25 protein-coding genes are annotated in these 25952 nt (G+C 65.1%); 9 read left to right on the forward strand and 16 right to left on the reverse strand.

Annotation, left to right across the window (positions count from 1 at the left end; translation table 11 throughout):
* Nucleotides 1-127: 127 nt before the first annotated feature.
* Nucleotides 128-532: a (R)-mandelonitrile lyase gene (locus tag N2603_RS22490; RefSeq protein ID WP_260424074.1), complete on the reverse strand. Its 405-nt coding sequence runs from the start codon at nt 530-532 to the stop codon at nt 128-130.
* A 17-nt stretch (nt 533-549) separates the two neighbouring features.
* Nucleotides 550-1248, reverse strand: coding sequence for a ribonuclease activity regulator RraA (locus N2603_RS22495; RefSeq protein ID WP_011087336.1), 699 nt, complete (start codon nt 1246-1248; stop codon nt 550-552).
* Between the two features lie 259 nt (nt 1249-1507).
* Here N2603_RS22495 and pxpB point away from each other — a divergent pair, with 259 nt between their 5' ends.
* The 3 genes from pxpB to N2603_RS22510 are packed head-to-tail and all read left to right on the forward strand — an operon-like array spanning nt 1508 to nt 4076.
* A complete protein-coding gene (gene pxpB, locus N2603_RS22500) occupies nt 1508-2239 on the forward strand; it encodes a 5-oxoprolinase subunit PxpB (RefSeq protein WP_260424075.1) in 732 nt (243 codons plus the stop codon).
* Entirely contained in the window at nt 2236-3273 is a 1038-nt protein-coding gene (locus N2603_RS22505) for a 5-oxoprolinase subunit C family protein (protein ID WP_260424076.1), read from the forward strand. Before pxpB ends, N2603_RS22505 begins: the two co-directional genes overlap by 4 nt.
* 32 nt (nt 3274-3305) lie before the next feature.
* Nucleotides 3306-4076 (forward strand): LamB/YcsF family protein, encoded by a 771-nt coding sequence (locus N2603_RS22510; RefSeq protein ID WP_260424077.1) that lies wholly within the window; start codon nt 3306-3308, stop codon nt 4074-4076.
* Nucleotides 4077-4196: 120 nt separating this feature from the next.
* Here N2603_RS22510 and N2603_RS22515 read toward each other — a convergent pair whose 3' ends face one another.
* From N2603_RS22515 to N2603_RS22540, 6 genes are all read right to left on the reverse strand, one after another.
* Nucleotides 4197-4349 carry a hypothetical protein gene (locus N2603_RS22515; protein WP_035666020.1) on the reverse strand — a complete coding sequence of 51 codons (153 nt, stop codon included), beginning with the start codon at nt 4347-4349 and terminating at the stop codon, nt 4197-4199.
* 336 nt (nt 4350-4685) lie between these two features.
* Nucleotides 4686-6293 carry a sulfite reductase subunit alpha gene (locus tag N2603_RS22520; RefSeq protein ID WP_260424078.1) on the reverse strand — a complete coding sequence of 536 codons (1608 nt, stop codon included), beginning with the start codon at nt 6291-6293 and terminating at the stop codon, nt 4686-4688.
* Nucleotides 6290-8071, reverse strand: a complete 1782-nt coding sequence (locus N2603_RS22525) for a NirA family protein (protein WP_260424079.1) — start codon at nt 8069-8071, stop codon at nt 6290-6292. The genes N2603_RS22520 and N2603_RS22525 overlap by 4 nt, the downstream gene beginning before the upstream one ends.
* 337 nt (nt 8072-8408) lie before the next feature.
* Nucleotides 8409-9572, reverse strand: coding sequence for a CmpA/NrtA family ABC transporter substrate-binding protein (locus tag N2603_RS22530; protein ID WP_260424080.1), 1164 nt, complete (start codon nt 9570-9572; stop codon nt 8409-8411).
* Nucleotides 9569-10159: an ANTAR domain-containing response regulator gene (locus N2603_RS22535; RefSeq protein ID WP_008564898.1), complete on the reverse strand. Its 591-nt coding sequence runs from the start codon at nt 10157-10159 to the stop codon at nt 9569-9571. Before N2603_RS22535 ends, N2603_RS22530 begins: the two co-directional genes overlap by 4 nt.
* A gap of 216 nt (nt 10160-10375) precedes the next feature.
* A complete protein-coding gene (locus N2603_RS22540) occupies nt 10376-10939 on the reverse strand; it encodes a hypothetical protein (protein ID WP_260424081.1) in 564 nt (187 codons plus the stop codon).
* 189 nt (nt 10940-11128) lie between these two features.
* Here N2603_RS22540 and rimO point away from each other — a divergent pair, with 189 nt between their 5' ends.
* Entirely contained in the window at nt 11129-12448 is a 1320-nt protein-coding gene (rimO, locus tag N2603_RS22545; RefSeq protein ID WP_260424082.1) for a 30S ribosomal protein S12 methylthiotransferase RimO, read from the forward strand.
* Between the two features lie 275 nt (nt 12449-12723).
* On the opposite strand, the gene N2603_RS22550 is transcribed toward rimO, so the two are convergent.
* The 3 genes from N2603_RS22550 to N2603_RS22560 form a co-directional block, all read right to left on the reverse strand.
* Entirely contained in the window at nt 12724-13143 is a 420-nt protein-coding gene (locus tag N2603_RS22550) for a carboxymuconolactone decarboxylase family protein (protein ID WP_260424083.1), read from the reverse strand.
* Complete coding sequence (locus tag N2603_RS22555) at nt 13076-13507, reverse strand: MerR family transcriptional regulator (protein ID WP_212336369.1); 432 nt, start codon at nt 13505-13507, stop codon at nt 13076-13078. Before N2603_RS22555 ends, N2603_RS22550 begins: the two co-directional genes overlap by 68 nt.
* A 156-nt stretch (nt 13508-13663) precedes the next feature.
* Complete coding sequence (locus tag N2603_RS22560; protein ID WP_260424084.1) at nt 13664-14611, reverse strand: hypothetical protein; 948 nt, start codon at nt 14609-14611, stop codon at nt 13664-13666.
* Between the two features lie 124 nt (nt 14612-14735).
* On the opposite strand from N2603_RS22560, the gene N2603_RS22565 reads away from it, so the two are divergent.
* Both N2603_RS22565 and N2603_RS22570 read left to right on the forward strand, forming a co-directional pair.
* A complete protein-coding gene (locus N2603_RS22565) occupies nt 14736-15884 on the forward strand; it encodes a tetratricopeptide repeat protein (RefSeq protein WP_260424085.1) in 1149 nt (382 codons plus the stop codon).
* 282 nt (nt 15885-16166) lie between these two features.
* Nucleotides 16167-17363 carry an acetylornithine transaminase gene (locus N2603_RS22570; RefSeq protein WP_260424086.1) on the forward strand — a complete coding sequence of 399 codons (1197 nt, stop codon included), beginning with the start codon at nt 16167-16169 and terminating at the stop codon, nt 17361-17363.
* Nucleotides 17364-17469: 106 nt separating this feature from the next.
* Here the strand turns inward: N2603_RS22570 and N2603_RS22575 are convergent, their stop codons facing one another.
* From N2603_RS22575 to pcsA, 3 genes are all read right to left on the reverse strand, one after another.
* Nucleotides 17470-18444, reverse strand: a complete 975-nt coding sequence (locus tag N2603_RS22575) for a quinone oxidoreductase family protein (RefSeq protein ID WP_018642052.1) — start codon at nt 18442-18444, stop codon at nt 17470-17472.
* Nucleotides 18445-18520: 76 nt separating this feature from the next.
* Nucleotides 18521-19255 (reverse strand): TerC family protein, encoded by a 735-nt coding sequence (locus N2603_RS22580; RefSeq protein ID WP_018642053.1) that lies wholly within the window; start codon nt 19253-19255, stop codon nt 18521-18523.
* Nucleotides 19252-20019 carry a phosphatidylcholine synthase gene (gene pcsA, locus N2603_RS22585; RefSeq protein ID WP_260424087.1) on the reverse strand — a complete coding sequence of 256 codons (768 nt, stop codon included), beginning with the start codon at nt 20017-20019 and terminating at the stop codon, nt 19252-19254. Before pcsA ends, N2603_RS22580 begins: the two co-directional genes overlap by 4 nt.
* A gap of 87 nt (nt 20020-20106) precedes the next feature.
* Between pcsA and N2603_RS22590 the strand changes: the two genes are divergently transcribed.
* Nucleotides 20107-21291 carry a UbiH/UbiF family hydroxylase gene (locus N2603_RS22590; protein ID WP_260424088.1) on the forward strand — a complete coding sequence of 395 codons (1185 nt, stop codon included), beginning with the start codon at nt 20107-20109 and terminating at the stop codon, nt 21289-21291.
* 247 nt (nt 21292-21538) lie between these two features.
* Here the strand turns inward: N2603_RS22590 and N2603_RS22595 are convergent, their stop codons facing one another.
* Nucleotides 21539-22492 carry an AEC family transporter gene (locus tag N2603_RS22595; RefSeq protein ID WP_260424089.1) on the reverse strand — a complete coding sequence of 318 codons (954 nt, stop codon included), beginning with the start codon at nt 22490-22492 and terminating at the stop codon, nt 21539-21541.
* A 106-nt stretch (nt 22493-22598) separates the two neighbouring features.
* On the opposite strand from N2603_RS22595, the gene hspQ reads away from it, so the two are divergent.
* Complete coding sequence (gene hspQ, locus N2603_RS22600) at nt 22599-22931, forward strand: heat shock protein HspQ (RefSeq protein ID WP_018642057.1); 333 nt, start codon at nt 22599-22601, stop codon at nt 22929-22931.
* A 77-nt stretch (nt 22932-23008) separates the two neighbouring features.
* Here the strand turns inward: hspQ and N2603_RS22605 are convergent, their stop codons facing one another.
* The gene (locus tag N2603_RS22605) at nt 23009-23836 is read right to left on the reverse strand and encodes an invasion associated locus B family protein (RefSeq protein WP_260424090.1); all 828 of its coding nucleotides are present in this window, start codon (nt 23834-23836) and stop codon (nt 23009-23011) included.
* A 259-nt stretch (nt 23837-24095) separates the two neighbouring features.
* Here N2603_RS22605 and N2603_RS22610 point away from each other — a divergent pair, with 259 nt between their 5' ends.
* Nucleotides 24096-25952, forward strand: a complete 1857-nt coding sequence (locus N2603_RS22610; RefSeq protein ID WP_260424235.1) for an extracellular solute-binding protein — start codon at nt 24096-24098, stop codon at nt 25950-25952.

The following is a 25952-nucleotide window of genomic DNA, read 5'->3' on the forward strand; positions in this document are numbered from 1 at the left end:
GACGCGGTGCAGCGTGCAACGCTGCGCCGCTGAGCCGGGACCCAGCACTCTTTGTCACGACAAGACTCTGGGCCCCGGCTCGGCGACGCATCGCCAAGGGCGATGCGTCTTGTCCGGGGCACGCAAATTAGCCCAGTGCCGCGCCGTACTCCGCGTCGGTCACCGGCTCCAGCCAGGTCGAATAGACGCCGTCGAGCGCTTCCTGCATCGCGATGTGGCACATGCCGTTGGTCGGCGATGCCCCATGCCAGTGCAATTCACCCGGCGGGATCCACACGGTGTCGCCGGGGCGGATCTCGCGGATCGGTCCGCCCTTGGACTGGACGCGGCCGACGCCGGAGATGACGTAGAGCGTCTGCCCGAGCGGATGATGGTGCCAGTTGGTGCGTGCGCCCGGCTCGAATGCGACGCGCGAGCAGTTCAGCCGTGCCGGCGCGGGCGCCATGATGACGGGGTCCTGCCACACGGTGCCGGTGAAGTTTTCCTTGGGCGCGCGGCGGGTCGGCCGCGTGCCTGCGACGGTGATCTCCATGGGGGTCCTCGCTTCCGTTACTTCTTGCTGGCGGCGTAGCGCGCCTTGGTCTCGGCGTTCATGGGATAGAGGCCCGGCAGCACCGCGCCGTTGTTCACCTCGTTGACGATCCAGGCTTCCATGCGCTCCTGCTCGACGCCCTCATTGAGCACGTGGTCGAGCATCGCCTGCGGGATCAGCACGCAGCCGTCCTGGTCGGCGACGACGATGTCGTTCGGGAACACGGCAACGCCGCCGCAGCCGATCGGCTCGCCCCAACCGACGAAGGTCAGGCCCGCGACCGACGGCGGCGCGGCGTAGCCGTCGCACCAGACCGGCAAATTGGTGCCGAGCACGCCCTCGACGTCACGCACCACGCCGTCGGTGACGAGCGCGGTGACGCCGCGCTTCATCATGCGCGCGCAGAGGATGTCGCCGAAGATGCCGGCATCGGTGATGCCCATGGCATCGACCACGGCGATACAGCCCTCGGGCATCGCCTCGATCGCGGTGCGGGTCGAGATCGGCGACGACCAGGATTCAGGCGTCGCCAGATCCTCGCGCGCCGGCACGAAGCGCAGCGTGAAGGCAGGTCCCACCAGGCGCGGCAGGCCCGGGCGCAGCGGACGCGCGCCGCGCATCCACACGTTGCGCAGGCCCTTTTTCAACAGGACCGTGGTGATGGTGGCAGTGGTGATGCCGGCGAGGGTCTTGCGGGCTTCGGGGGACAGCGACATGGACGAGAACGAGCTCCGGATAGGCGGGAAAAGAACGCGCGCATCTTGCGAGCCGAGCGGTTTCCGTCAAGGGCCAAAAGACCCACAAGAATGCAAGGCCGCAAGGCCGTTATGCGACGCGATAACAAGGGTTTATCGTTTGCCCCTGCATTAATTTATTGGACTTGCGGGCGCATTTACGCGAAGCAGGGACGCGCGGAACTCAACGCTGAGCCCGCGTTTCCTGAGAAGCCCGATTTCGACAGCTCTTCGACAGCTCATGACCGCGACGCTTCCCCCGCCCCGCCTCCTGCCCAGTGGCGACAGTGCCGTCACGGTCGAGTTCAGCCGCACCATCGATGACGACGCCAACCAGCGCGTGCTGGCGCTCGACAAAGCGCTCGCAGCGAGCCCCATCGACGGCATCACCGAGACCGTGCCGACCTATCGCTCGCTGCTGGTGCATTACGACCCCAGCAGGATCGACTTCGACGCGCTCGGCGAAAAGATCCTCCCGATCGCGACCCGGCCGCTGCCGCCGGCCACCAAGGCACGCCGCTGGCGCATTCCCGTGGCCTACGGCGGCGAGCACGGCATCGACCTCGAGGACGTCGCCAAGGCGCTGAACACGACGCCCGATGACATCATCGCCCGGCACGCAGGCGGTGAGTACAAGGTCGCCATGATCGGCTTCACGCCGGGCTGGTCCTATCTCAGCGGCCTCGACAAATCGCTGCACATGTCGCGGCGGCAGTCGCCGCGGCTGCTGACGCCGGCCGGCACGATCTCGATCGGCGGCATCCAGGCCGGCATCCAGTGCCTGGCCGCCCCGAGCGGCTGGCACCTGCTCGGCCGCACGCCTGTCAGAACCTATCAGCTCCACCGCAATCCGACCTTCCTCACCGAACCCGGCGACCGCGTGACGTTTTTCGCAATCGACCACAAGACGTTCGAGGAGATGGACCGCGCCGCCGAAGCCGGCGAGATCGTCGCCGAGCAGGTGACTGCATGAGCCGGCTCGTCGTCGCCAGCATCGGCCCTGCAAGCTCCGTCCAGGACGGCGGACGCCACGGTGCGCAGCGCTACGGCCTGACGGTCAGTGGCGCGATGGATCGCCTGTCGCTCGCGGCGGCGAACACGCTGGTCGGCAATGAGCCGCTCGCGGCGGCTGTCGAGATCGGCCCGTTCGGCGCCACCTTCACAGCCCGTGACGGCGCCGTGCGCGTCGCCATTGCCGGCGCGCCACGCAACGCCGATGTCGCGGGGCGGCCGGTCGCGATGGACACGTCGGTGACGCTGAAGGACGGCGAGACGCTGACGCTGGGTTTTGCCCGCGGCGGGGCGTTCACCTATCTGGCGATCGAAGGCGGGATCAAAGGCGAGCCGGTGTTCGGCAGCCTCGCGGTGAATGCCCGCGCCGGCCTCGGCAGCCCCTACCCGCGCCCGCTCCAGGCCGGCGACGAGTTCACGGTCGATGCTGCAAGCGGCGCGCCGGAGCTGCGCATCGAATTGCCGAAGCCTGCGACAGGTCCGATCCGCGTGCTGCTGGGGCCGCAGGACGACGAGTTCGACGATGCCAACAAGGCGCTCTTTCTCGACAGCGAGTGGAAGATCTCGGCGACATCGGACCGCATGGGCTACCGGCTCGAAGGCCCCGCGATCAAGCACCTGCACGGTCACAACATCGTCTCCGACGGCACCGTCAATGGCAGCATCCAGGTGCCTGGCAACGGGTCGCCGATCGCGCTGATGATGGACCGCGGCACCTCCGGCGGCTATCCGAAGATCGCAACCGTGATCACGGCCGATGTCGGCCGGCTGGCGCAGACTTCGGCGGGAACCGCGTTCCGCTTCAAGCAGGTCAGCATGGCGGAGGCGCAGGACGAGGCCCGCAAGTTCGCGCAGTTGATCCGCAGCCTGCCCGACCGCCTGCGCTCCTCCGACACCGTCGAGCTCAACATCGAGGCGCTCAGCGATGCTAACGTTGCCGGCTACGCGGTGAGCGCGGTCGATGCCGGAACCTGGCAGGTCACGGCGGAACCGTAAGCGGCAGCAAGACCAGAGGCGGAGAGCAACCCATGAAGACGATCGACCTCAATTGCGACCTCGGCGAAGGGTTTGGCGCGTGGGAGATGGGCAACGACGCCGCGATGATCGAGCTCGCAAGCTCGGTCAACGTCGCCTGCGGCTTCCATGCCGGCGACCCCGACATCATGCGCCGGACGGTGGAGCTTGCGAAAGCGCGCGGCGTCTCGGTCGGCGCCCATCCCGGCTATCGCGACCTGCACGGTTTCGGCCGGCATCCGATCGCTGGCCTGAAGGCTTCCGAGATCGAAAACCTCGTCGCCTATCAGATCGGCGCGCTGCAGGCGATCGCGACCGCCGCCGGCCACAAGGTCACGCATGTGAAGGCGCATGGCGCGCTCTCCAACGTCGCCTGCGAGGACGACATGACCGCGAAGGCGATCGCCGCCGGCATTAGGGCGGTCGACCCCAATCTCATCTTCGTCGTGCTCGCCAATTCGAAGCTGGTGAAGGCCGGCGAAGCGGCCAACCTGCCGATGGTGCACGAGGTGTTCGCCGACCGCGCCTATGAGGACGACGGCAACCTCGTCTCGCGCAAGAAGCCCGGCGCGGTGCTGCACGATGCGAAGATGATCGCCGACCGCGTGGTGCGCATGGTGCAGGACGGCGCGGTGGTGTCGGTGACCGGCAAGGTCATCAAGATGCGCACGGATACGGTCTGCGTCCACGGCGATACGCATGGCGCGGTTGAGATCGCGCGGACCTTGCGTCAGGCGTTGAAGGAAGCCGGGATCGAGGTCGCGCCGTTCAAGCGCGGGGCGTGAGGCACGTCAGGTGCCGTAGGGTGGGCAAAGGCGCACAGCGCCGTGCCCACGATCTCTGCATGATTGAGACAGGTGGTGGGCACGCTTCGCTTTGCCCACCCTACGAGACCGAGCGAGACGTCAGAACGGATGCACCGACAGCGTGCCGAACACGATCGCGGCGATGACGGCAAAGGCGCTGTAGAGCGCCAGATGATGGGCGCTCGCCCCGGTCCGACGCGAGAGCGAGCGCGCGTAGAAGTGCAGTCTGGCTTCCGCCGATAGTTCGCGCATGGTCGATCTCCAACGCCCCATTTGCGGGAGTATGAAGGATCAACCCTGGCGGGAGGCAAGATGGCGGCGGAAATAGCGATGACGGTTCTCCGAAAGGGCGCCATCGCAGGCGCAAATTCTTCTGAGGTCAGGGTTCCGAGAATCTTATTCGTTAAGATCCGAGCCAGTTGGAACCGGCCCGGATGACGGCGGGATGACAGCTCTCGTAGGGTGGGCAAAGGCGCGCCCTTCGCGCGCCGTGCCCACGAGAACGAAGTGATGGGCACGCTTCGCTTTGCCCACCCTACGGCACCGAGCAAGTGGCGACGGGTTTCCCGAAGCTGATCCCGCGGCAGCTTAGTAGACGTCAGCCTGGAAGCGGCCGGTCTTCTTGAGCTCGGCGACGAAGCTGACGGCCTCATCGGTCGAGCGCGCCCCGAACTGGACGACGATGTCGACCAGCGCACGCTCGACGTCCTTGGCCATGCGCTTGGCATCGCCGCAGATGTAGAGATGCGCGCCCTCGGCAAGCCACGTCCACAACTCGCGGCCGACCTCACGCATGCGGTCCTGCACATAAAACTTCTTCTCGCCGTCGCGCGACCAGGCCAGCGACAACCGCGTCAACTGGCCCGAGGTCTTCATCGCATTGAGCTCTTCCTGGTAGAAGAAATCGCAATCGCTGCGCTGATGGCCGAAGAACAGCCAGTTCTTGCCGGCCGCGCCGGTCGCCTTGCGATCGAGCAGGAAGGCGCGGAACGGCGCGATGCCGGTGCCGGGGCCGATCATGATGATGGGCGTCTTCGGATCCTGCGGCAGGCCGAAATTGTGCGCCTTCTGCACATAGACCTTGAGCTTCTCGCCATCGGCGATGCGTTCGCCGAGGAAGGTCGAGGCGACGCCGACACGCTTGCGCTTGCCGATCACGTAGCGCACGGAATCGACCGTCAGCGACAGTTTTCCCGGCGTCGCATTGTGCGAGGACGAGATCGAATAGAGCCGCGGCTGCAGCGGCTCCAGCGCCTCGACGAACGCTTCGGGATGCGGACGCGTGCCGGAAAACTTCTGCAGCGCCGCCATCACGTCGAGGGTTGCGGCGTCGCCATCGGGATCCTCGCCCTGCGCCAGCGCCCGCGCCTTCTCACGCTGCGCGCCGCCGGTGATGAAGGAGATCAGCTCGAACAGCGAATCCGGCGCCGGCGACAGCGAGACGTCGTCGATCAGCACCTCGCGCAGCGTCTTGCCGTTGACCTTGGTGGTGTGCGAGGCGCCGAGCAGCGCGATGATCTGGTCGACGAGACCGACGTCGTTACGCGCGAATACGCCGAAGGAGTCACCGACCACGTAGTCGAGCTTGCTCGCGGAGAGATCGAACTCGATGTGATAGGTCTCCTTCTCCGACTTGCCCTTGTTGAGAAGGCGGCGCGACAGGAAGGTCGCTTCGGTCGGATTGTCGCGCGAACGGCCCGGCTCGGCGATGGTTACGGTCACGGCGGGCGCAGCCACCGCGTCAGTCTTCTCGGGCGCTTTCGCCGCCGGCGCCTTGTCCAGCTCCTCGTAGAGCGACTTCAGCATCCGCGCGGTTTCCTTGCCGCCGGGAACGCACAGATTGAGCCGCGCCTCGCTGCGGCCCGCGATCGCCTCCGAATAATCGTGGCAATTGTAGCCGCACTGGCCGCAATCCTGCTGCGCCATCGCCGCCATCATCTTGCGGCGCAGGGGGCGGCCCTCGGCGAGCTTCATCCGGTCGGCGATCGGCATGGTCTGGTCGTGCCATGGCGCTTCGCCGTCGTCGCCGTCGCCGGCCTGCATGACGGCGGCGCCCTGCTCCGCCGACAGCGGCGTTGCGACGTCAGGCGACAAAAGTCCGGCAAAGAAGCCGTTCAGCCAGGAGCGCTGCGCGTCGGAGAACGGCGCGCTGGCGGGAATGATGTCGAGTTTCGGCGGAGGCGTGATCTGGTTCATGCGGACACCTGTGCATCGGCAAGCTTGCGCAGCGTTTCGCCGTCGTGGCGGCGCGCAAAGGAGAGGAAGGTTTCATCGGGCGAGGCGCGATGGGCGAGATAGGCCTTGAGCAGCGCCTCGACCGTCTTCGGCGCATCCTCGGCCTTGAGGTCGTGATAGACCTCCTGCCCGACATCGGCATCGGGGCCGAACCCGCCGCCCGTGAAGAGGTGATAACCCTCGACCGTGTCCTCCTCATTGACCGGCACGCGCGCGCCGATCAGTCCGATGTCGCTGATGTAGTGTTGTGCGCAGGAATGGTGGCAGCCGGTCAGATGGATGTTGACCGGCTTGTCCATGGCGACGCGCGGCTCGCACCAGTCGCCGATCTCGGCGGCATTGCGCTTGGTGTTGGACGCCGCGAAGCGGCAGCCGGCATTGCCGGTGCAGGCGATCAGGCCGGCACGGATGTGCGAGGCCTCGACCGCAAGCCCGATCTGCTTGATCGCGGCAATGGCAAGCTCGACATTCTCGTCGCGCACGCCCGAGATCAACAGGTTCTGCCAGACGGTCAGGCGGATCTCGCCGTCGCCGAGGTCGCGCGCGACCTTGGCGAGGCCGCGCATCTGATCGCAGCTGAGCTTGCCGAGCGTCAGCGACACGCCGATCCAGTTGTGGCCGTCCTGGTTCTGCTTGTGCACGCCGATATGGGCCATGCGGTCCGCGGCCGGCCGCGGCGCGAATGCCTCTTCCGGCACGCGCGTGAACGGCGTCTTCAGCCGCTCCTCGACCAGCTTGAGGAAGCCGTCATGGCCCATCGCATCGAGCACGTATTTCAGCCGCGCCTTGTTGCGGTTGGTGCGATCACCGTGCTCGATGAAGACGCGCACGATGGCATCCGCGACGGCGGTCGCCTGCTCCGGCCTGATGATGATGCCGGAATATTTCGCAAAATCCTTGTGGCCGGTGATGCCGCCGAGACCGAGCCGGAACCAGACGCCGGGCTCGACCCCGAAACCGTCCTTCACCTCATAGGCCGTGAAGGCGATGTCGTTGGTCTCTTCCAGCACCGCGATCTTGCCGGCGCCGTCGAAGGCGACGTTGAACTTGCGCGGCAGGCCGTAGAGCGAGCGGTCGTTGAGGATGTGGTAGTGCCACTCGCGTGCATAGGGCCGCGTGTCGATGATTTCCTGCGGATCGATGCCGGCAGTCGGCGTTCCCGTCACGTTGCGGATGTTGTCGGCGCCGGAGCCGCGCGAGCACAGGCCGAGATCCTGGATGCCCTCGATCATTCTGATCGCGTGCTTCGGCGGGATCTCGCGCAGCTGGAGATTGGCGCGCGTGGTGACATGGCTGTAGGGACCGCAGAGCTCGTCGGCGAGATCGGCAAGGCCCGACAGCTGCCAGTGCTTCATGATGCCGTTCGGGATACGCAGGCGGCACATGTAGGAGTCCTGTGTCGGCGCGACGTAGAAGATGCCGTAATAGCGCCAGCGGAAATTGTCCGCAGGGCTCGGCGGCGTGTTGTCGAGCGCCTGCTGACGAAGCCGCGGATAGGCATCGAAGGGATGCTCGTCGCGCTTGAACTTCTCCTGGTCGGCGAGCTTCTTGCCCGACGCGATGATCTTGTCCTGCGCCTTGATGTGCATGGCATCAGGGCCGGTCGGCTCGGCATTCGCCTTGCCGCCACCGCCACCAAGGCCGCGCCCGACGCGGCTGATCTGCAGGCCGGTCGTGAAGCCTTCGAGATAGCGTTTCTGCTCGTCGGTAAAGTCGACTGAGACCGTATCGATTTTCATGGTCGGTAACGAAGCTCCTGCGGCCACCTCGGTGGTATCGACGGACAATTGCGCGACCCGCGGGGCACTCGGCTGGCTCTAGAGCCTGCTTCGCAACCCGACGGTCCAATCAGCTTCGTTGCTGTGGGACTTGGCTCAGCAGGCACCAATGACAAGCTGGCCGCAGTGCAACATACAAGTTGCGTGCCAGCTTTCCTGAAAGGGAAACTGTCGACGTTTCAATGGAATATGGGCGGCCCCGGAAGATGCCGGTCCCGGAACTCACACGAAATTCGAGCACTCGGCCTAAAATTTAGCCGCTGCCACCCGATGCTCAAAAACGATGCAGGGGGACGAATCAAGCCTTCCAGCGGCCGACCTCGAAGGCCTCGAGGTGGCCCCGGATGTTGTCGGGATCGAAGGCGGGTCCGGCGAACGCGCCGAAGGCCGCGGGCGCCTCAGCGGGCGGCTGGCGGCCGACGGCTGCGTCGTAGAGATCCGGCCTGAACACGGCCATGGCGGTCTTGACGCCGTCAGACGTCAGCGCCGTCTGTCCCCAGCGCACCATCTGAGCGTAGAGCCATGCGGCCTGCACCGGCTCGGGGCGCCCTGCCCCTTCGCGTCCGACCAGCAGATAGCGGCCGCTTTCGCGGAAGGTGCCGTCCGGCGATATCTTCAGGCGTCCCGTAAGGGTCCGCTGGATGACTTCGGCATCGACGCCGATCCGCTCCGGCTGGGCCAGGATCTGCGCCGCCTCAGCGAGGTTCGCAGGCTGCTCGATGAACTCGGCGCCCTTCACCGCCGCACGAACCAGGGCTGCGACCACGTCCGGATTCTTGTCGGCCCAGACCTGACGTACGGCCAGCACCTTTTCGGCGGCGCGCACGAGGATGTCGGAGACGAAATGCAGGATGTGGCCGATGCCGAGATCGACCGCGACCGAATTCCAGGGCGCACCGACGCAGAAGGCATCGACATGGCCGCTCTTGAGGCTCTCGACCATGTAGGGCGGCGGCAGCACCACGAGGCGGACGTCCTCATCGGGATCGACGCCAGCCGCCGCCATCCAGAATCGCAGCTGGTAATTGTGGGTCGAGAACGGGAAGGTCATGCCGAAGGTCAGCGGATCGGCCCCGGCCTTGCGCCGCTTGGCGACCACCTTCGCCAGCGCCTTCGCGGTGGCCATCGGATCGAAACGGTCGCCGTCGATCTCCTCCATCAGTGCCGCATGCAACGTCGGAGACACCGTGATCGCATTGCCGTTGATGCCGAGATTGAAGGGCGCGGCGATGGGTACCTTGACATGACCGAGCCCGAGCGAGGACGCGATCGCGACGGGCGCGAGCAGATGCGCGGCATCGAACAGGCCGATATTGAGCTTGTCGCGCACGTTGGACCAGGACACCTCGCGCACCAGCTCGACATCGAGCCCTTCGGCGGCGGCAAAACCCTTGTCGACGGCGACGATCAGGGCTGCGGCATCGACCAGCGGGATGAACCCGATGCGGAGCGGTCCAGTCATTTCAGCATCTCCGATGCGGTGATGATCGACTGGGCGATCTCGCCGATTTTCTTCTTCTCGCGCATCGCAGTCGAGCGCAGCAGCACATAGGCCTCGTCCTCGGTGAGGCCCTTCACCTTCATCAGGATGCCCTTGGCGCGCTCGATGATCTTGCGGTCCTCGAGCTGCGACTTGGTGCGCTCGAGCTCCTCCTGGAGTTTTGCGAAGGCGTTGAAACGGGACACGCAGAGGTCGAGGATCGGCTTGATGCGCTCCTTCTTCAGCCCGTCGACGATGTAGGCCGATACCCCCGCCTCGACCGAGGCCTGGATCGAGGCTGAATCGCTCTGGTCGACGAACATCGCGATCGGCCGCTTCACCGCGCGGCTGACCTGGAACATCGCCTCCAGCACGTCGCGGCTGGGGTTTTCGAGATCGATCAGGATGATGTCGGGATCCACCGCATAAATACGGGCCAGCAGGCTCTGCATCTCGCGGATATGGACGACCTGGGTGAATCCGGCCTCCCGCAACCCCTCTTCGAGGATCGCAGCCCGGATCGGGCTCTCGTCGACAATCACGATTTTGGGCGACTGTTCGGCGCTCATGGCTCACTCACGGCAGGTGATTCATCCATAGCACGCCGGGGGGCGATGCAAAGGGTTGTAATTATGGGCAATTGGGACTAGCTCAGGCCGGTCAATCAGGCAGATCAGATCTCGATCAGACGGCTGCGCCCAAGGTCAGCTTCGTGAGACAACGAATGTGAACTTTCGGAGCCTCTCACTCCCGCCCGACGGCAGCTGTCATCTGGGCTTGTGCCCTCACGGAATCTTCGCGCCAACGATCATCTTGTCGAGAAGTGGCACGGCGGCCAACACCGCCCTCTCGTTCTTGCCGGAGACCGCCAGGCGCACGACGTAGGAATTGCCGTCCTTGTCGACATCAACGTAATGCGCGATCACTTCGAACGGTTGATCCTTCAGGGACGGATTGTCGTACCGGTTGATGATGACACCGGGGCTGGCCGAGGGAAGCGAGGTGATCTTGGCATTCTTGCCGGACGTCGCCGCCCAATCCCGATCGCTGGTTGCGACCCATTGAACCAGTTCGGTCCGATCCTTGTTGTAGCGGCCTTCGGCATAGATGATTGCTTCGGCGTTACCGAATCCCTTCCCCCTGGGCACGAACATGGAGGCGCCGTATTTGAGGCTTGCGGCCTCGTCCCTCGCCCACCCGTCGGGCGCCTTCACGCGCGGCCTGAATTCCGGGCACAGGCCTTTTTGCCCGTCGCAAACACGTAAGATCTTGTCGACTTCAGCCCGCGCCGGAAACATCGCGCTCCAGGAAATAACAGCGAAAACCATGCTGAAGATGAAGCGGCGCATCGCAGTTTAGCTCCGTGGAATACGCAAGAACAGAATAACAACGAAAACGTGCACGTTGAGCAATCCATCTCGGCTCCTGCACTCACACGATCGGAACCGGCCCATAGGTTAGTTATTGAATTTCGCCATCGGTTCAATTAGTTGGATCGCTAAATCCGGACAATTCAGATCTAGGCTCCAGGCGATACCATGGACAGAGCGCCCCGCATTTCATTCACGTCACTCGGTTGTCCCAAGGCATTGGTGGATTCCGAGCGCATCATCACGCGCCTGCGCGCGGAGGGCTACGAGCTCGCCCGCAAGCATGACGGGGCCGACATCGTCATCGTCAACACCTGCGGCTTCCTTGACAGCGCCAAGCAGGAGTCGCTGTCGGCGATCGGCGAGGCCATGGCCGAGAACGGCAAGGTGATCGTAACAGGCTGCATGGGCGCGGAACCCGAGCAGATCGAGCAGGCCTATCCGGGCGTGCTCTCCATCACCGGCCCGCAGCAATATGAGAGCGTGCTCGACGCCGTGCACCGCGCGCTGCCGCCGGCGCACAATCCGCATCTCGACCTGGTGCCGCCGCAGGGCATCAAGCTGACGCCGCGCCACTACGCCTATTTGAAGATCTCCGAGGGCTGCAACAACCGCTGCACCTTCTGCATCATCCCGAAGCTGCGTGGCGACCTCGTCTCTCGTCCGGCCGACGACGTGCTGCGCGAGGCCGAGCGCCTGGTCGGCGCCGGCGTCAAGGAGCTCTTGGTGATCTCGCAGGACACCTCGGCTTACGGCGTCGATCTGAAATACGCCGAGAGCCCGTGGAAGGACCGCCAGGTCCGCGCCAAATTCCTAGACCTCTCGCGCGAGCTGGGCGAACTCGGCGCCTGGGTCCGCCTGCAATATGTCTACCCCTACCCGCATGTCGACGAGGTCATCGCGCTGATGAATGAGGGCAAGGTGCTGCCCTATCTCGACATCCCGTTCCAGCATGCGAGCCCCGAGGTGCTGAAGGCGATGAAGCGTCCGGCGGCGCAGGACAAGACGCTGGCGCGGATCAAGCGCTGGCGCGAAGAGTGCCCCGATCTCGCTTTGCGCTCGACCTTCATCGTCGGCTTCCCCGGCGAGACCGATGCCGACTTCGCCTATCTGCTCGACTGGCTCGATGAGGCCGAGATCGACCGCGTCGGCTGCTTCAAATACGAGCCGGTCGCTGGCGCCACCTCGAATGCGATCGAGAACCCGGTGCCGGAAGCGGTCAAGCAGGAGCGCTACAACGCGCTGATGGCCCGCCAGCAGAAGATCTCGGCGCGGCGGCTGAAGCGCAAGGTCGGCACGCGCCAGCAGATCATCATCGACGAGGTCGGCCCGACCGTCGCCAAGGGCCGCTCCAAGGCCGATGCACCGGAGATCGATGGCGCGGTCTATCTGTCGAGCCGCCGCCCGTTGCGCGTCGGCGAGATCGTCACCGCGAAGATCGAGCGCGCCGACCAGTACGACCTGCACGGCAGCGTCGCGGGGTTTTGAGGGTAACCCGTCATTGCTGGCGCAGCGATGACCGCTCCGTCACCGTCATCCTGAGGCGCTCGCTCTGCGGCGCAACCGCGCCGTAGAGCGAGCCTCGAAGGACGACGGCCCGGCTACATCCCGACCGCCCATCCTTCGAGGCTCTGCTTGCGATGCTTTCGCATCGCAAGCCTCGCACCTCAGGATGACGGGATCGCTTTCGAGATCGCGGCGCTCGCGATGATGATGTGGATGCAGTCACACCAGCCATTTCGGCACCCAGCGATACCGGCTCGTCATGTCGCTTCTCCCGGCGCCTGCCGTCCGTCATGCGCGGAAAACACTTCCTTGGCTGCCAACAGCCCGTTCACCGCCGCCGGGAAGCCCGCATAGACGGCCATCTGCATGATGATTTCCACGATCTCGTCGCGAGACAGCCCGACATTCAGACCCGCCTCGATATGCACTTTGAGCTGAGGCGCGGCATTTCCGAGCGCCGTCAGCGCGGCGATCGTCGCGATCTCTCGATCGCGCAGGCCGAGGTCCGGGCGGCTGTAAATGTCGCCGAAGGGAAACTCGATCACGTATCGTGCGAAATCCGGCGCGATGTCGGCGAGTGAGGCGACGACCTTTTCGCCGGCTCTGCCGTCAATGCGTGACAGGGCCCGCTGGCCGCGATCGAAGCGGCTTTCGGCTTGTGTTTGGGCGTGCGTCATTTTCCTTCGTCCTCTGTTCGTCGCCGGCATAGCCGGCGATCTTGGTATCAAGGACGAGCAGGCATTCCTGGAGTTCGGCAATCTGCGTGCGAACCTGTTCCCGGTGGATTTCCAGCATCTGCCGCCGGGCTGGCCCGGTGGCTTCGCCTTCATCACGAAGCGCCGCATAACGCAACATGTCCCGGATCGGCATTCCCGTGGTCTTGAGCCGACCGATGAACGTGATCCATGTGAGGATCGATGCGTCAAAGTCACGCTGGCCGGAACGATCCCGGTCTGCGTAGGGCAGCAGCCCGATGCGCTCGTAATAACGCAACGTGTGAGTCGACAAGCCGGTTCGTTTTGCGAGGTCGCCGATCTTCATGGGTGCCTGTTCTCGTACTGACGCACGTACAGATACCCCTTCGAGCGCGCTCTAAGTCAAGGGGGATCGAAGGTGCCGTTCCCGCGAAGTCAAGTTGGCACGACAGCAGTGGTTTCGGCGCGCCGGGCGGGCGGCAGCATCACGGGATTCCGAGCTTCAGGATGCCGCCAGCCATTTCGGCACCCAGCGCTCCGGGCGTGGGGCGCGGGCGAGATCGGCTTTCGCCTCGGACAGCTTCGCCGGCTCGCCGTCGATGGTCGGGCGCAGATCGTATTCGAAGCTCGGCATGATGCGGCCATCGGCATAGAGTCCGAAATTCATCACGTACCACAAGCCAAGCTCGGGCTGCGCGCGGCGCATCCCCTCGCGCAGATCGCGCAGCAGGGATTCGATCGAGCCTGCTTCCTCGAACGGCTGCGGTCCGCGCGTCAGCACGCGGGCCTGGTATTGGGTCCCGACGATCGCGATCTCGAAACGCGTCTTGTCCCAGGGATTCTTGCCGTTGGGCAGATGGGCGGCAAGCCGCCAGCCGAGTTCGGCCATCAGGCGATGGTTGGCCCAATAGTCCTCGCGATCCCGGCTCCACTTCTCAACGAAACCGCGGAAATCGGGCAGCTCGGATGCGCCGTCGTCCGGCGCAGCCGCCTCGCCGGTCGGCCGTTCGGCGAGCCATTGCGCGAGCTCGACCGTCTGGCACTCGACCTCCTCGTGCGGCTTGAGATCGCTCCAGGCCTTGTCGAATTGCTGCGACGTCAATTTTGCCAGCAGCCCGTCGAGGCTCGGTGCGAGCAACTCGTAATCGCCCTCCGATCCCAGTCCGACGATCGGCGGGTTGTCGCGGTCGAGACCGGCGCCATACCAGCCGCCGACAGCCGAGCCGTCGGGCAAGCGCATGAACAGCGAGAACCTGTCGCGCAACGGACTGCCGTCGACGATCGGCGCGGAATCGGAGAACTGGCCCTGCAGGGAGAAGCAGCCGACGCTGCCCCAGGGGCGCCCCTTGAGCCAGGTGGCAAAGTCGACCAGCAGCGGCGGCGCTTCGATTCCCGGCGGAAACGCGCCGCGAATGCTGTCGAGATCAATCGGGTAAGGGGTATCGGACAAGGCTGAAAACTGTCTGGTTGGTCCCGTCTCCCTTGGTCTGAGCCGAGTCGCATTCGGTTCGAACCAATTGGCGTCCGTTGATCACAAACGCGCTAGAGGCTCAATGGTTTCTATGCGGTGATCGATGAAAAACAATCACAAGGTTGGTATTCGGAGCGGGCTGTACGCGATTGGCACAGCATTGATCCTGCTCGCGCTTCCCGCCGCTGCCCAATCCCCGTCACCGGCGCAGGCGCGGCAATGGTGCTTTGCCACCGACAAGATCAGCGACGAGCAGCGCCTCGCCGGCTGCTCGGCGGTGCTGAGAACCAACCCATCCCATGCGCGGGCGCTTGCCAACCGCGGCGAAATCTTCCGGCGCAAGGGGGACAGGGAGCGCGCTGTGGCCGACCTCAACCGCGCCATCGATCTCGATCCCAAGGACGCCATCGCCTGGTACAATCGCGGCATTGTCTATGACGATCTCGGCGATCGCGACCATGCCATCGCCGACTATACGAGCGCGATCCGGCTCGAGCCCGGTGATCCCCAATATTACAACAACCGCGGCAATTCATACTCGGGCAAGGACGATTACGCGCATGCGATCGCCGATTACGATCGGGCCATCAAGCTCGATCCGAAATTCGCGCTGGCTTATTACAACCGCGGCTCGACCTATCGCGAGCACGACAAGGCCGATCAAGCGCTCGCCGATCTCGACATGTCGATCAAGCTCGACCCGAATTACGGCCCGGCCTATGGCAACCGTGCCCGCATCTATCGTGACCGCGGCGACCGTGCCCGCGCGTTGGCCGACTTCGCGAGGTCGCTCCAGCTCTCTCCGAACAACGACCTCGACGCCTATGCGCGTGCGAGCATGTATTTCGAAACGCATGATTATGCGCTCGCGCTGGAGGATTACGACCGCGCGATCAAGGCCAATCCGATCTATTCCGGCGTGTTCAATTCGCGCTGCATGACGCGCGCGATCCTCGGACGTCTGCACGAGGCACTGGCCGATTGCGAGCAGTCGCTGCGGATGGCGCCCAACGACCCCGATACGCTCGACAGCCGCGCTCTGACTTATCTCAAGCTCGGCAATCCCGACGCGGCGATTGCCGACTATGACGCAGCGCTGGGCACCAGGCCGAAGTTCGACAGCTCACTCTACGGCCGCGGACTTGCGAAGCGGAAGAAGGGCGACAATGAGGGCGCCGAGCGCGACATCGCAGCGGCGAAAGCGATCAACGCCGGCATTGCCGATGTGTTCGCCCGATACGGCGTAGAGTGAAGAACTCGTCATCGCCGATGCACGCCGGGCGGGAATCTTGCAAAACGCCCCGCTTGACAAGTCCTGGCATTCGGCTGTAGGGACGCGCCCCATGATCAACTCTCGGACCCACCGCCGCGCAGCTTTCCGTCGTCGCACCCGCGACGATGATGGGTTGCGCCATGTCCGACGACGCCGCTGAACACCTGAATTCAGCACAGTTTTCGAGAAGGCCGCACCCGCAAAGTGCGGCCTTCTTGCTTTTCGCGCGCCTTTTTCCACCTGCCTCCAGAGGAGTTCGACATGACCACCGCCACCCATCCGTATGACGCGCTGATGGACATCACCGCACGGCCCAAGGCCGTGTTCGTCCGCGGCGCCGGCTCCTACCTCTGGGACGACGGCCGCAAGCGCTATCTCGATTTCGTGCAGGGCTGGGCCGTCAACTGCCTCGGTCACTCCCCGCCGGCGATCGCCGACGCGCTCGCCGCGCAAGCCAAGCGGCTGCTGACGCCGAGTCCGGCGTTCTACAACGAGCCGAGCCTCAAGCTGGCGCAGGCGCTGGTCGAGAACAGCGCGTTCGACCAGGTGTTCTTCGCCAATTCCGGCGCGGAAGCCAATGAGGGTGCGATCAAGCTCGCGCGCAAATATGGCAGCCTGCACAGGAACGGCGCGTTCGAGATCATCAGCTTCGAAGGCGGCTTCCACGGCCGGACGCTGGCAACGATGTCGGCCTCGGGCAAGAAGGCGTTCGAGCCGCTGTTCGAGCCGAAGGTATCGGGCTTCAAGAAGGCGAAGCTGAACGACATCGCCTCGGTCGAGAAGCTGATCAACGCCAACACCGTCGCCGTGATGCTCGAGCCGATCCAGGGTGAATCAGGTGTGTGGCCGGCGACCGATGCGTTCCTGCGGGAGCTGCGCGCGCTGACCGAGGCGCACGGCCTGCTGCTCATTTTCGACGAGATCCAGACCGGCATGGGCCGGACCGGAAAGCTCTTCCACTATGAGCACGCCGGCATCGCTCCTGATATCATGACGCTCGGCAAGGGCATCGGCGGCGGCGTGCCGCTCGCGGCCCTGCTCGCGACCGAGCGCGCCTCGTGCTTCGAGCATGGCGACCAGGGCGGCACGTTCAACGGCAACCCGATCATGTGCGCGGCGGGGCTCGCGGTGCTGGAGGAAGTCTCTAAACCCGACTTCCTGAAGTCGGTCACCGAGACCGGCCTCCTGCTCGAAAGCGAGCTGCAGAAGGTCTCGGCCCGGCACGGCCTCGGCGGCGTGCGGGGACGCGGCCTGCTGCTGGCGCTCGACCTCAAGCTGCCGATCGCGCCAGGGATCGTCGCGCAGGCATTCGAGGCCGGCGTGCTGCTGAACGCGCCGCAGGTGGATACGCTGCGCTTCATGCCGGCGCTGAATGTCACGAAGGGAGAGATCGCCGAGATGATCGATTGTCTCGACGGGATCTTGACGAAAGCTGGGGCGGCACGGCGCGTCGCGTAGGGTGGGCAAAGCGAAGCGTGCCCACCATTTCTCACCGCAATGAAGAATGGTGGGCACGGCGCTCCGCGCCTTTGCCCACCCTACGAAACCGTCGATGCCGAAAGACCTACGGCTTCAAAATCGACGCGCCCGTGGTCTTGCGGCTTTCGAGATCGATGTGCGCCTTCGCGGCATCTTTCAGCGCGTAGGCATGGTTGATCGGCACGTGCAGCTTGCCGTTGATGACGGCGGCGAACAGCGTGTCGGCGCCTTCCAGCAGTTCCTTGCGCGTGCCGATATAGTCGTTGAGCTTCGGCCGCGTCGCGAACAGCGAGCCGTGATTGTTGAGCTCGGCGATCGAGAACGGCGGCACGGGACCGGAGGCATTGCCGAAGGAGACGAACATGCCGCGCGGCTTCAGGCAGGACAGCGAGCCCGGGAAGGTCGCCTTGCCGACGCCGTCATAGACGACGTCGCAGCCCTCGTTGCGGCTGATCTGCTTGACGCGGGCGACGAAGTCTTCCTCGTTGTAGAGGATGACGTGGTCGCAGCCATTGGCCTCGGCAAGCTCGGCCTTCTCGCGGGAGCCGACGGTGCCGATGACATGGGCGCCGAGCGCCCTCGCCCATTGGCAGGCCAAGAGGCCGATACCGCCGGCGGCGGCGTGGATCAGCACGCGGTGGTGCGGCTCGACCTTGAAGGTCTTGTGCAGGAGATACCACACCGTCAGCCCCTTCAGCATCAGCACGGCGCCCTGCTCGTGGGTGATGTGATCGGGCAGCTTGACCAGCTTCTCCCAGGGGAGGTTGCGCTCGCCGGTATAGGCACCCAGGTTGTGGTAATAGGCGACGCGGTCGCCGGGATGGAAATGCGTGACGCCCGGCCCGACCGCAACCACCTCGCCCGAGGCCTCGTTGCCGGCGATGAAGGGCAGCCCGGGCGCCTTGTAGAGGCCAGTGCGATAATAGACGTCGATGAAGTTGAGGCCCACCGCGTGCTGGCGGATGCGCACCTCGCCGGCAGCAGGCGCCGGCACCTCGACGCTCTCATAGACCAGGGCTTCGGGACCCCCGACCTTGTGCACCCGGACGGCTTTGGTCATCGCCTGACCTCCTCTTCTCCAAGGCTGAGCGAAAGGCATCGCGCCGGCCTTGTCAACTCAACGCCCACGGGAACGGCTAGACCGACGCCCTGCGCGCCTTCCTGCGGTTGCGCTTGGCCAGCACGTTGAAGAATTCGACCGCCGCCGAGAACGCAATTGCGAAATAGATGTAGCCGCGCGGGATGTGAAATTTGAATCCGTCCGCGACCAGCGCGACGCCGATCAGCACCAGGAAGGCCAGCGCCAGCATCTTCGTGGTCGGATGCTCGGCGACGAATCGCGACACCGGCCCGGACGAAATGTACATGATCAGGCAGGCGATCACGACGGCCGCGATCATGATCTCGATGTCCTGTGCCATGCCGATCGCGGTGATGATCGAGTCCAGCGAGAACACGATGTCGATGATCACGATCTGGACGATCACCCAGAAGAAGGCGCTGCCGCCGGATTGCTCATCGCCCTCGTCGTCATCGGCCTCGACCTCGGCGTGAATCTCGTGCGTCGCCTTCGCGATCAGGAACAGGCCGCCGCCGATCAGGATCAGGTCGCGCCAGGAGAAGTCGTTAGCTGCAAACGAGAACACCGGCGCGGTCAGGCCGATCAGCCAGACCAGCACGCTGAGCAGGATGATGCGGAAGATCAGCGCCAGCGCGAGCCCGATCTGGCGGGCGCGGTTCGCCTGCTGCTCCGGGATGCGCGAGACGATCACCGACAGGAAGATGACGTTGTCGATGCCGAGCACGATCTCGAGCGAGGTCAGGGTGAGCAGCGCGGCCCACGCCTCGGGGCTGGTGATCAGATGCATCATGCGAAGGATCTTGCGAAGCGGATCAACGCGTCGCTGAAGCTGATCCAGAGCGCGATCGCGCACAACGCGGCGGTCACGCCGATACCGACGTGAAAATCCATCTCCAGCGTGTAGAGGGACAGCACCGCCCAGAGCCCGATCAGCGACATCGTCAGCCAGCGCAGCCGCACGACGCGGACCGGATGCAGCACATGGAACGGCACGAAGGTCAGCACCACCAGGGCCGTGACCAGCAGCGTGGACCACAGTGGCGACCAGTGCAGCAGGAACAGATAGAACGCCGCCGCATTCCATAGCGCCGGGAAGCCGCGAAAGTGATTGTCGTCGGCCTTCATGCGCAGATCGGCGAAATATAATGCGCTGGTGACGATGATGGCGACGCCGAGCAAGGGCGCTGCGACCGGCAGCAACAGCCCGCTCGCCACGATCGCATAGGCCGGCACGAACACATAGGTGACGAAGTCGACCACGAGATCGAGCACGTCGCCCGACCAGTTCGGCTGCACGTTCTTGACGTCGAGCCGGCGCGCGATCGGACCGTCGATCGCGTCGATGATCAGCGCGACGCCGAGCCATTGAAACATCGCCGCCCAGTGCTCGCGCACGGCCTCCAGCATCGCGAGCAGCGCGAGCGCCGCACCGAAGGCGGTGAAGATATGCACCGAGAACGCCGCGGCACGGATCGCGGGTGTCGGCTTCAGGGAATCCTCTCGGCTGTCCATGGCTTCTGCTATCAGAATGGGGCCGATTTGCACATAAGCCATTGCGGCGCCCGACCACACAATTCGCCATAAAACCTAGGAAAAATAGGTGGGCTTGAATTTGCCGCGGGGCGTGTCATTTGTCGTTCCATGACAGACGCATCGACACTTTTTGACGCAGCCGTGATCGGCGGCGGACCGGCCGGCCTTAGCGCGGCCATTGCGCTGGCGCAGGCCGGAGCACGGACCGCGCTGGTGGCACGGCGCCTGCCCTATGCCGACAATCGCACCACCGCGCTGCTGGGGGCCTCCGTCGATCTCCTGGAGAGCCTCGATGTCTGGCAGCGCTGCAGGGACAAGGCGGCCGCGCTCGAGGTGATGCGGCTCGTCGACGACACCGGCCGGCTGTTCCGCAGCCCCGAGGTCCGTTTCTCCTGTCACGAAATCGAGCTCGACGCCTTCGGCTACAACATCGACAACCGCTCGCTGATGCTGGCGCTGGAAGAGCGCGCGGCCGAGCTGCCCGGGATCGTCCGTTTCGACGACGAGGCCGAGAGCGTCGTCATCGAAGCCGACGATATCGCGATCCGCACGGCCTCCGCGCAATTCCTCTCGGCCCGGCTCGTGGTCGGCGCCGACGGCCGGCATTCGCTGTGCCGGGAGGCCGCCGGCATCGCAGTGACGAAGCGCGAGCTGACGCAGACCGCGCTGACCTTCAACGTCAGCCACGCGCGGCCGCATCGCAACGTCTCGACCGAGTTCCACACGCCGCACGGGCCCTGCGTGTTCGTGCCCCTGCCCGGCGACCGCTCCAGCATCGTCTGGGTCTCGGCGCCCGCGGACGCCGCGCGGTTGCGCGGCCTGAGCGACGAGGAGCTGTCCGCCGCGATCGAGAAGCAGTCGCATTCGATCCTGGGACGCATGACGGTCGAGCCCGGCCGCAACCTGTTTCCGCTGGCGATCGAGCGTCCAAGATCCTTCGGCCGCGACCGCATCGCGCTGGTCGGGGAAGCCGCCCATGTGGTCCCGCCGATCGGCGCCCAAGGCCTCAATCTCGGCCTGCGCGATGCCGCCGACATTGCGCGGCTTGCGGGCGAAGCGCTCGCGGCGGGCCAGGATCCCGGCGCGGACGACGTGCTCAAGCGCTATGATCGCGCCCGGCGGCCCGACATCCTGAGCCGGACCTTTGCGATCGACATCGCCAACCGTTCCCTGCTCAACGATTTCCTGCCGCTCCAGCCGGTCCGCGCCGTCGGCATGCACCTGCTCGGCGCCATCGGCCCGCTCCGGCGTTTCGCCATGCGCGAAGGTCTGACGCCGACCTGGCGAAGGTAGCTCTACGAAGCCAAAATTTTTGAATTGAGGGATTGGCCGCAGGCACGGTGCAACCTCTCCCGCTTGCGGGGAGGTCGGCGCGTAGCGCCGGGTGGGGGCTCTCTCCTCCCAGAGATTTCCTCGGCAGACCTCTGACAGTCCCGACGCGGAGACACCCCCTCCCCAACCCTCCCCCGCAAGTGGGAGAGGGAGCGCACCTGCCGAGCGGCAAACGACGAACCTCAATCCCATCGCGCTGCGCACGCGCTCACGGAAACGCCAGCCGTCCCGTCTGGATCGCCCACATCACGCTGGTGAGCGTGACCACCGACGCAAACGTCCCGAGCAGCACGGCAACGGAGGCGGATTCGATCCAGGCATCGTTCTGCCGTGCGATGACGAACACGTTCAGTGCCGGCGGCAGCGAGGCCATCAGCACAGCGGTCGCGGCCCAGGGCTGCGCGAACGGGCCGAACGCCAGCATCAGGCCGAACGCCGCGAGCGGATGAATCAGGAGCTTGACCGCAATCACGCCGGGCACCTCCCACGGCACGCGGTCGAACGGGCGGAGCGCCACGGTCACGCCGAGCACGAACAGCGCAGTCGGCGCGGCTGCGTTCTGGAGGAAGGTGATGGTGCGGTCGAGCGCGACCGGCAGCTCGATGTGGAGCGCCGCCACCGCCGCGCCGAAGCAGGCCGACATGATCAGCGGGTTGAGCACGATCTGCTTCAGCACCACGCCGAACGCGTGCACGATGGAGGGATGGTCGCGGTCGGAGAGCTCGATCAGGAGCGGCACGATCGTGAACAGGAAGATGCTGTCGCAGCAGAAGATCAGCGCGGTCGGCGCCGCGGCCTTTGTCCCGAGCACCGCGAGCGCCAGCCCCGGTCCCATGTAGCCGATGTTGCCGTAGCCGCCGGAGAGACCAGCAAGCGTCGCCTCGCGCAATGTCAGGCGTCCCAGCACCTTGCCGACGACCAGCGCGAGCGTGAACGCGGCCACCGTCGACAGCGTGGTCGCGATCAGGAACGGCGGGTTGTTCAGCTCCGCAAACGGCGTCTTCGACATGATCGCGAACAGCAGCGCCGGCAGCGACACGTAGAGCAGGAAGAAGTTCATCCAGGCGAGGCCCGATTCCGGCAAGGCCTTGACCTTGCCGCAGGCGAAACCAACGAAGATCAGGCCGAAATAAGGTAGAGCCAGGTTGAGGATATCGACCATTGATGAAGTGTTTTCTGAGGACTTGGGGGCTATCCGCCCCTTACGCGAAGGTTAATTCCCGCTAAGGCCACTAGCATCGGCCACAATCCTGGTCTATCGACGGGGAATGATTAAAGCGAGGACCGCCAAATTCCAGATCGGACAGGTCGTCCGCCACCGGATCTTCTCGTTCCGGGGCGTGATCTTCGACATCGATCCGGAATTCAACAACACCGAGGAGTGGTGGCTGTCGATTCCCGAGGAGGTGCGGCCCCACAAGGACCAGCCGTTCTACCACCTGCTCGCGGAGAACGCGGAGTCGGAATACGTCGCCTATGTCTCCGAGCAGAACCTGCTGCCGGACGATTCCGGCGAGCCGGTCCGGCATTCCCAGGTCGCCGAGATCTTCATCAAGGACAAGACCGGCGGCTACCGCCCGCGCAATCCGTCGCTGAACTGATCCTCGCCCGGACACGGCGGGCCAGCAAAAAAGGCGCTCGAATGAGCGCCTTTTTCATGTCCGGGATTTGATCCCAATTACTTCTGGGCGGTCGGAGGAGCGCCGGGCGCGCCACCCTGCTGCTCGAGCTTCTTGCGCTGCTCGTCAGCCTTCTTCTGAAGCTCTTCCTGGAGCTTCTTCTGGGTTTCCTCGAACACCTTCGGATCGGTCGGCGGACCGTCATAGGCCTTCTGGAATTCGCCGGCGAGCGGCAGCGGCAGGGTCAGCGGCGCGCCGTTGGCGTTGATCGCCTGGACAACCAGATTCTGGCCCTTCTTCATGCTGGCGATGAGCTCGGGCGTGGCCTCGTAATCGGACATGCAGCCGTTCTGGAAGCAGATCACATAGGGCTGCTGCAGCGGTGCGTTGCTGTCCACGATGATCCGGGTGCCGTGGACCAGCTGCATGCCGAGCGGCAGCGTCACGCGCAGGATCTTCTTGGGCTCGCCTTCCGGCTCGATGATCACGGCGGCGATGACCGGCTGGCCCGATTCGATGCGGCCGTCCTTGCCGGTGAAGCAGACCTGCTTGGCGTTGGCGTCCTGGCCCTTGAGGCAGAACTTGGTCCAGGGGGCGTAGATCAGCTGGATCTGCTGGTCCGCGGGCTGGGCTGCGCCCTGCTGCGCCGGAGCGCCCTGGGCAGGAGCTTGGGCGGGCGCCTGGGCCGCTGGGGCCGGAGCCTTGGGGGCAGCCTTCGGAGCGGCCTTAGGAGCCGCCGGAGCCGCCTTGGGCGCGGCGGGCGCACCGGGAGCCGGCGCCGGGGTCTGGGCTTCGGCGGCAAACGGGACGACCAATGCCGTCGCCGTCAACAAGGCGAGAAGTCGCCCGCGCGGCCGGACGGACGCGGCCAAATAACAGAAATTCATTGCAGAAAACCCTTTCTGAACGGGAAGCGCCCGAACCGCTCCGAAGCACCGAACAAGCCGCTTTGGGCGCGGCTCTCTCCCCGTCAAATGAGGCGGATACGTGACGGGCTCGGCGCTCTTGCGCGATTGGGTGCCTTCTTAGCGTGGCCGACGAAAAGATCAATGCCGACAAGCGTCTTTGGCCACATCCGCAGCTGCGCCCAGTGAAATTCCCTGTGATAGGATTCAGGCCTGCCGGTCCTCGAATCAACGTGTGCCGATGTTCATGTTCCAGCGCCTCTTCGAGGGCCCCGGTCTCCGCCTCTGCATCCTTGCCCTTGCGCTCAGTTCGGCGCTCACTTGGGGCCTGTCGGCGGGCGCCGTACGGGCCGAGGAGGCCCATGCCATCGCCATGCACGGCAAGCCGGCGATGTCCGCCGATTTCACCCATATGCCCTACGCCAATCCCGATGCCCGCAAGGGCGGCCGGCTGACTTGGGGCATTCTCGGAACCTTCGACAGTCTCAATCCCTTCATCGTGAAGGGATTGCCCGTGCATCAGATGCGTAGCTACGTCGTCGAGAGCCTGCTTGCGCGCGGCCAGGACGAGCCGTTCACGCTCTACGGCCTGCTCGCCAGGACCGTCGAGACTGACGACGACCGGACCTTCGTGACGTTCCGCCTCGATCCCCGCGCCCGATTCTCCGACGGCAAGCCGGTAACGGCCGAGGACGTGCTGTTCTCCTGGCAGCTGCTGCGCGACCGCGGCCGCCCGAACCTGCGGCAATACTACGCCAAGGCCACCAAGGCTGAGGCAACCGATCCCCTCACCGTCCGCTTCGATCTCACCGGGGCCAATGACCGGGAGCTGCCGCTGATCCTCGGCCTGATGCCGATCCTGCCGAAGCATGCGGTCGATGTCGCGACCTTCGAGGAGACGACGCTAACGGGGCCGGTTGGCTCCGGCCCCTACCGCGTCACGGCGGTGAAACCCGGCGCCAGCGTGACGCTCACGCGCAATCCGGATTATTGGGGCCGCGACCTCGCCATCAATCGCGGGCTCTACAATTTCGACGAGATCAGGCTCGATTATTTCCGCGAGGCCAACGGACAGTTCGAGGCTTTCAAGCGCGGCCTCTACGATTTCCGCGTCGAGAACGAGCCGCTGCGCTGGCACGACGGCTACGACTTTCCGGCCGCCAGAAGCGGCGAGGTGATCCGCGACACCGTCAAGCCCGGCGTGCCGCAGCCTTCCGAATTCCTGGTCTTCAACACCCGCCGTCCGATCTTTGCCGACATCCGCGTGCGCCGGGCCCTGACGCTGCTGTTCGATTTCGAGCTGGTCAACCGCAACTACTTCTTTGGCCTCTACTCGCGCGTCGCCGGCTATTTCGCCGGCTCGGAGCTGTCGGCCTATGGCAGGCCTGCGGATGCGCGCGAGCGCGAACTGCTCAAACCGTTCGCCGCGCAGATCCCGCCCGACATCATGGACGGCAGCTACCGCCTGCCCGTGACCGATGGTTCGGGCCGCGATCGCACCACGCTGCGCGCCGCGCTGAAACTGTTGTCGGAAGCCGGCTACGATCTCGACGGCACGGTGCTGCGCAACCGCACGACCAGGGCGCCCTTCACCTTCGAGGTCATGGTCACGACCCGCGACCAGGAGCGCATCGCGCTCGCCTTCCAGCGCGACCTCAGGCGCGCGGGCATCGAGGCCAGCGTGCGCGCGGTCGATCCCGTGCAATTCGACCAGCGCCGGCTCGCTTACGAGTTCGACATGATCCAGAACCGCTGGGACCAGTCGCTGTCGCCCGGCAACGAGCAGTATTTCTATTGGGGCAGCGCTGCCGCCGACAATCCGGGCACCCGCAACTACATGGGCGCCAGGGATCCCGCCGTCGACGCCATGATCGGCGCCCTGCTGGAGGCCCGTGAACATACGGAATTCGTCTCGGCGGTGCGCGCGCTCGACCGCGCCCTGATCGCGGGCTGCTACACAATCCCGCTGTTTAACGTATCCGAGCAATGGATCGCGCGCTGGAATCGGATAGAACGGCCAAAGGCCACCGCGCTGTCCGGCTACCTGCCGGAGACGTGGTGGTCCAAGGGTGAGCCTCAAGCGACGCAAACGAAGTAA

Source organism: Bradyrhizobium huanghuaihaiense (genome assembly GCF_025200885.1).
GTDB lineage: Bacteria > Pseudomonadota > Alphaproteobacteria > Rhizobiales > Xanthobacteraceae > Bradyrhizobium > Bradyrhizobium huanghuaihaiense.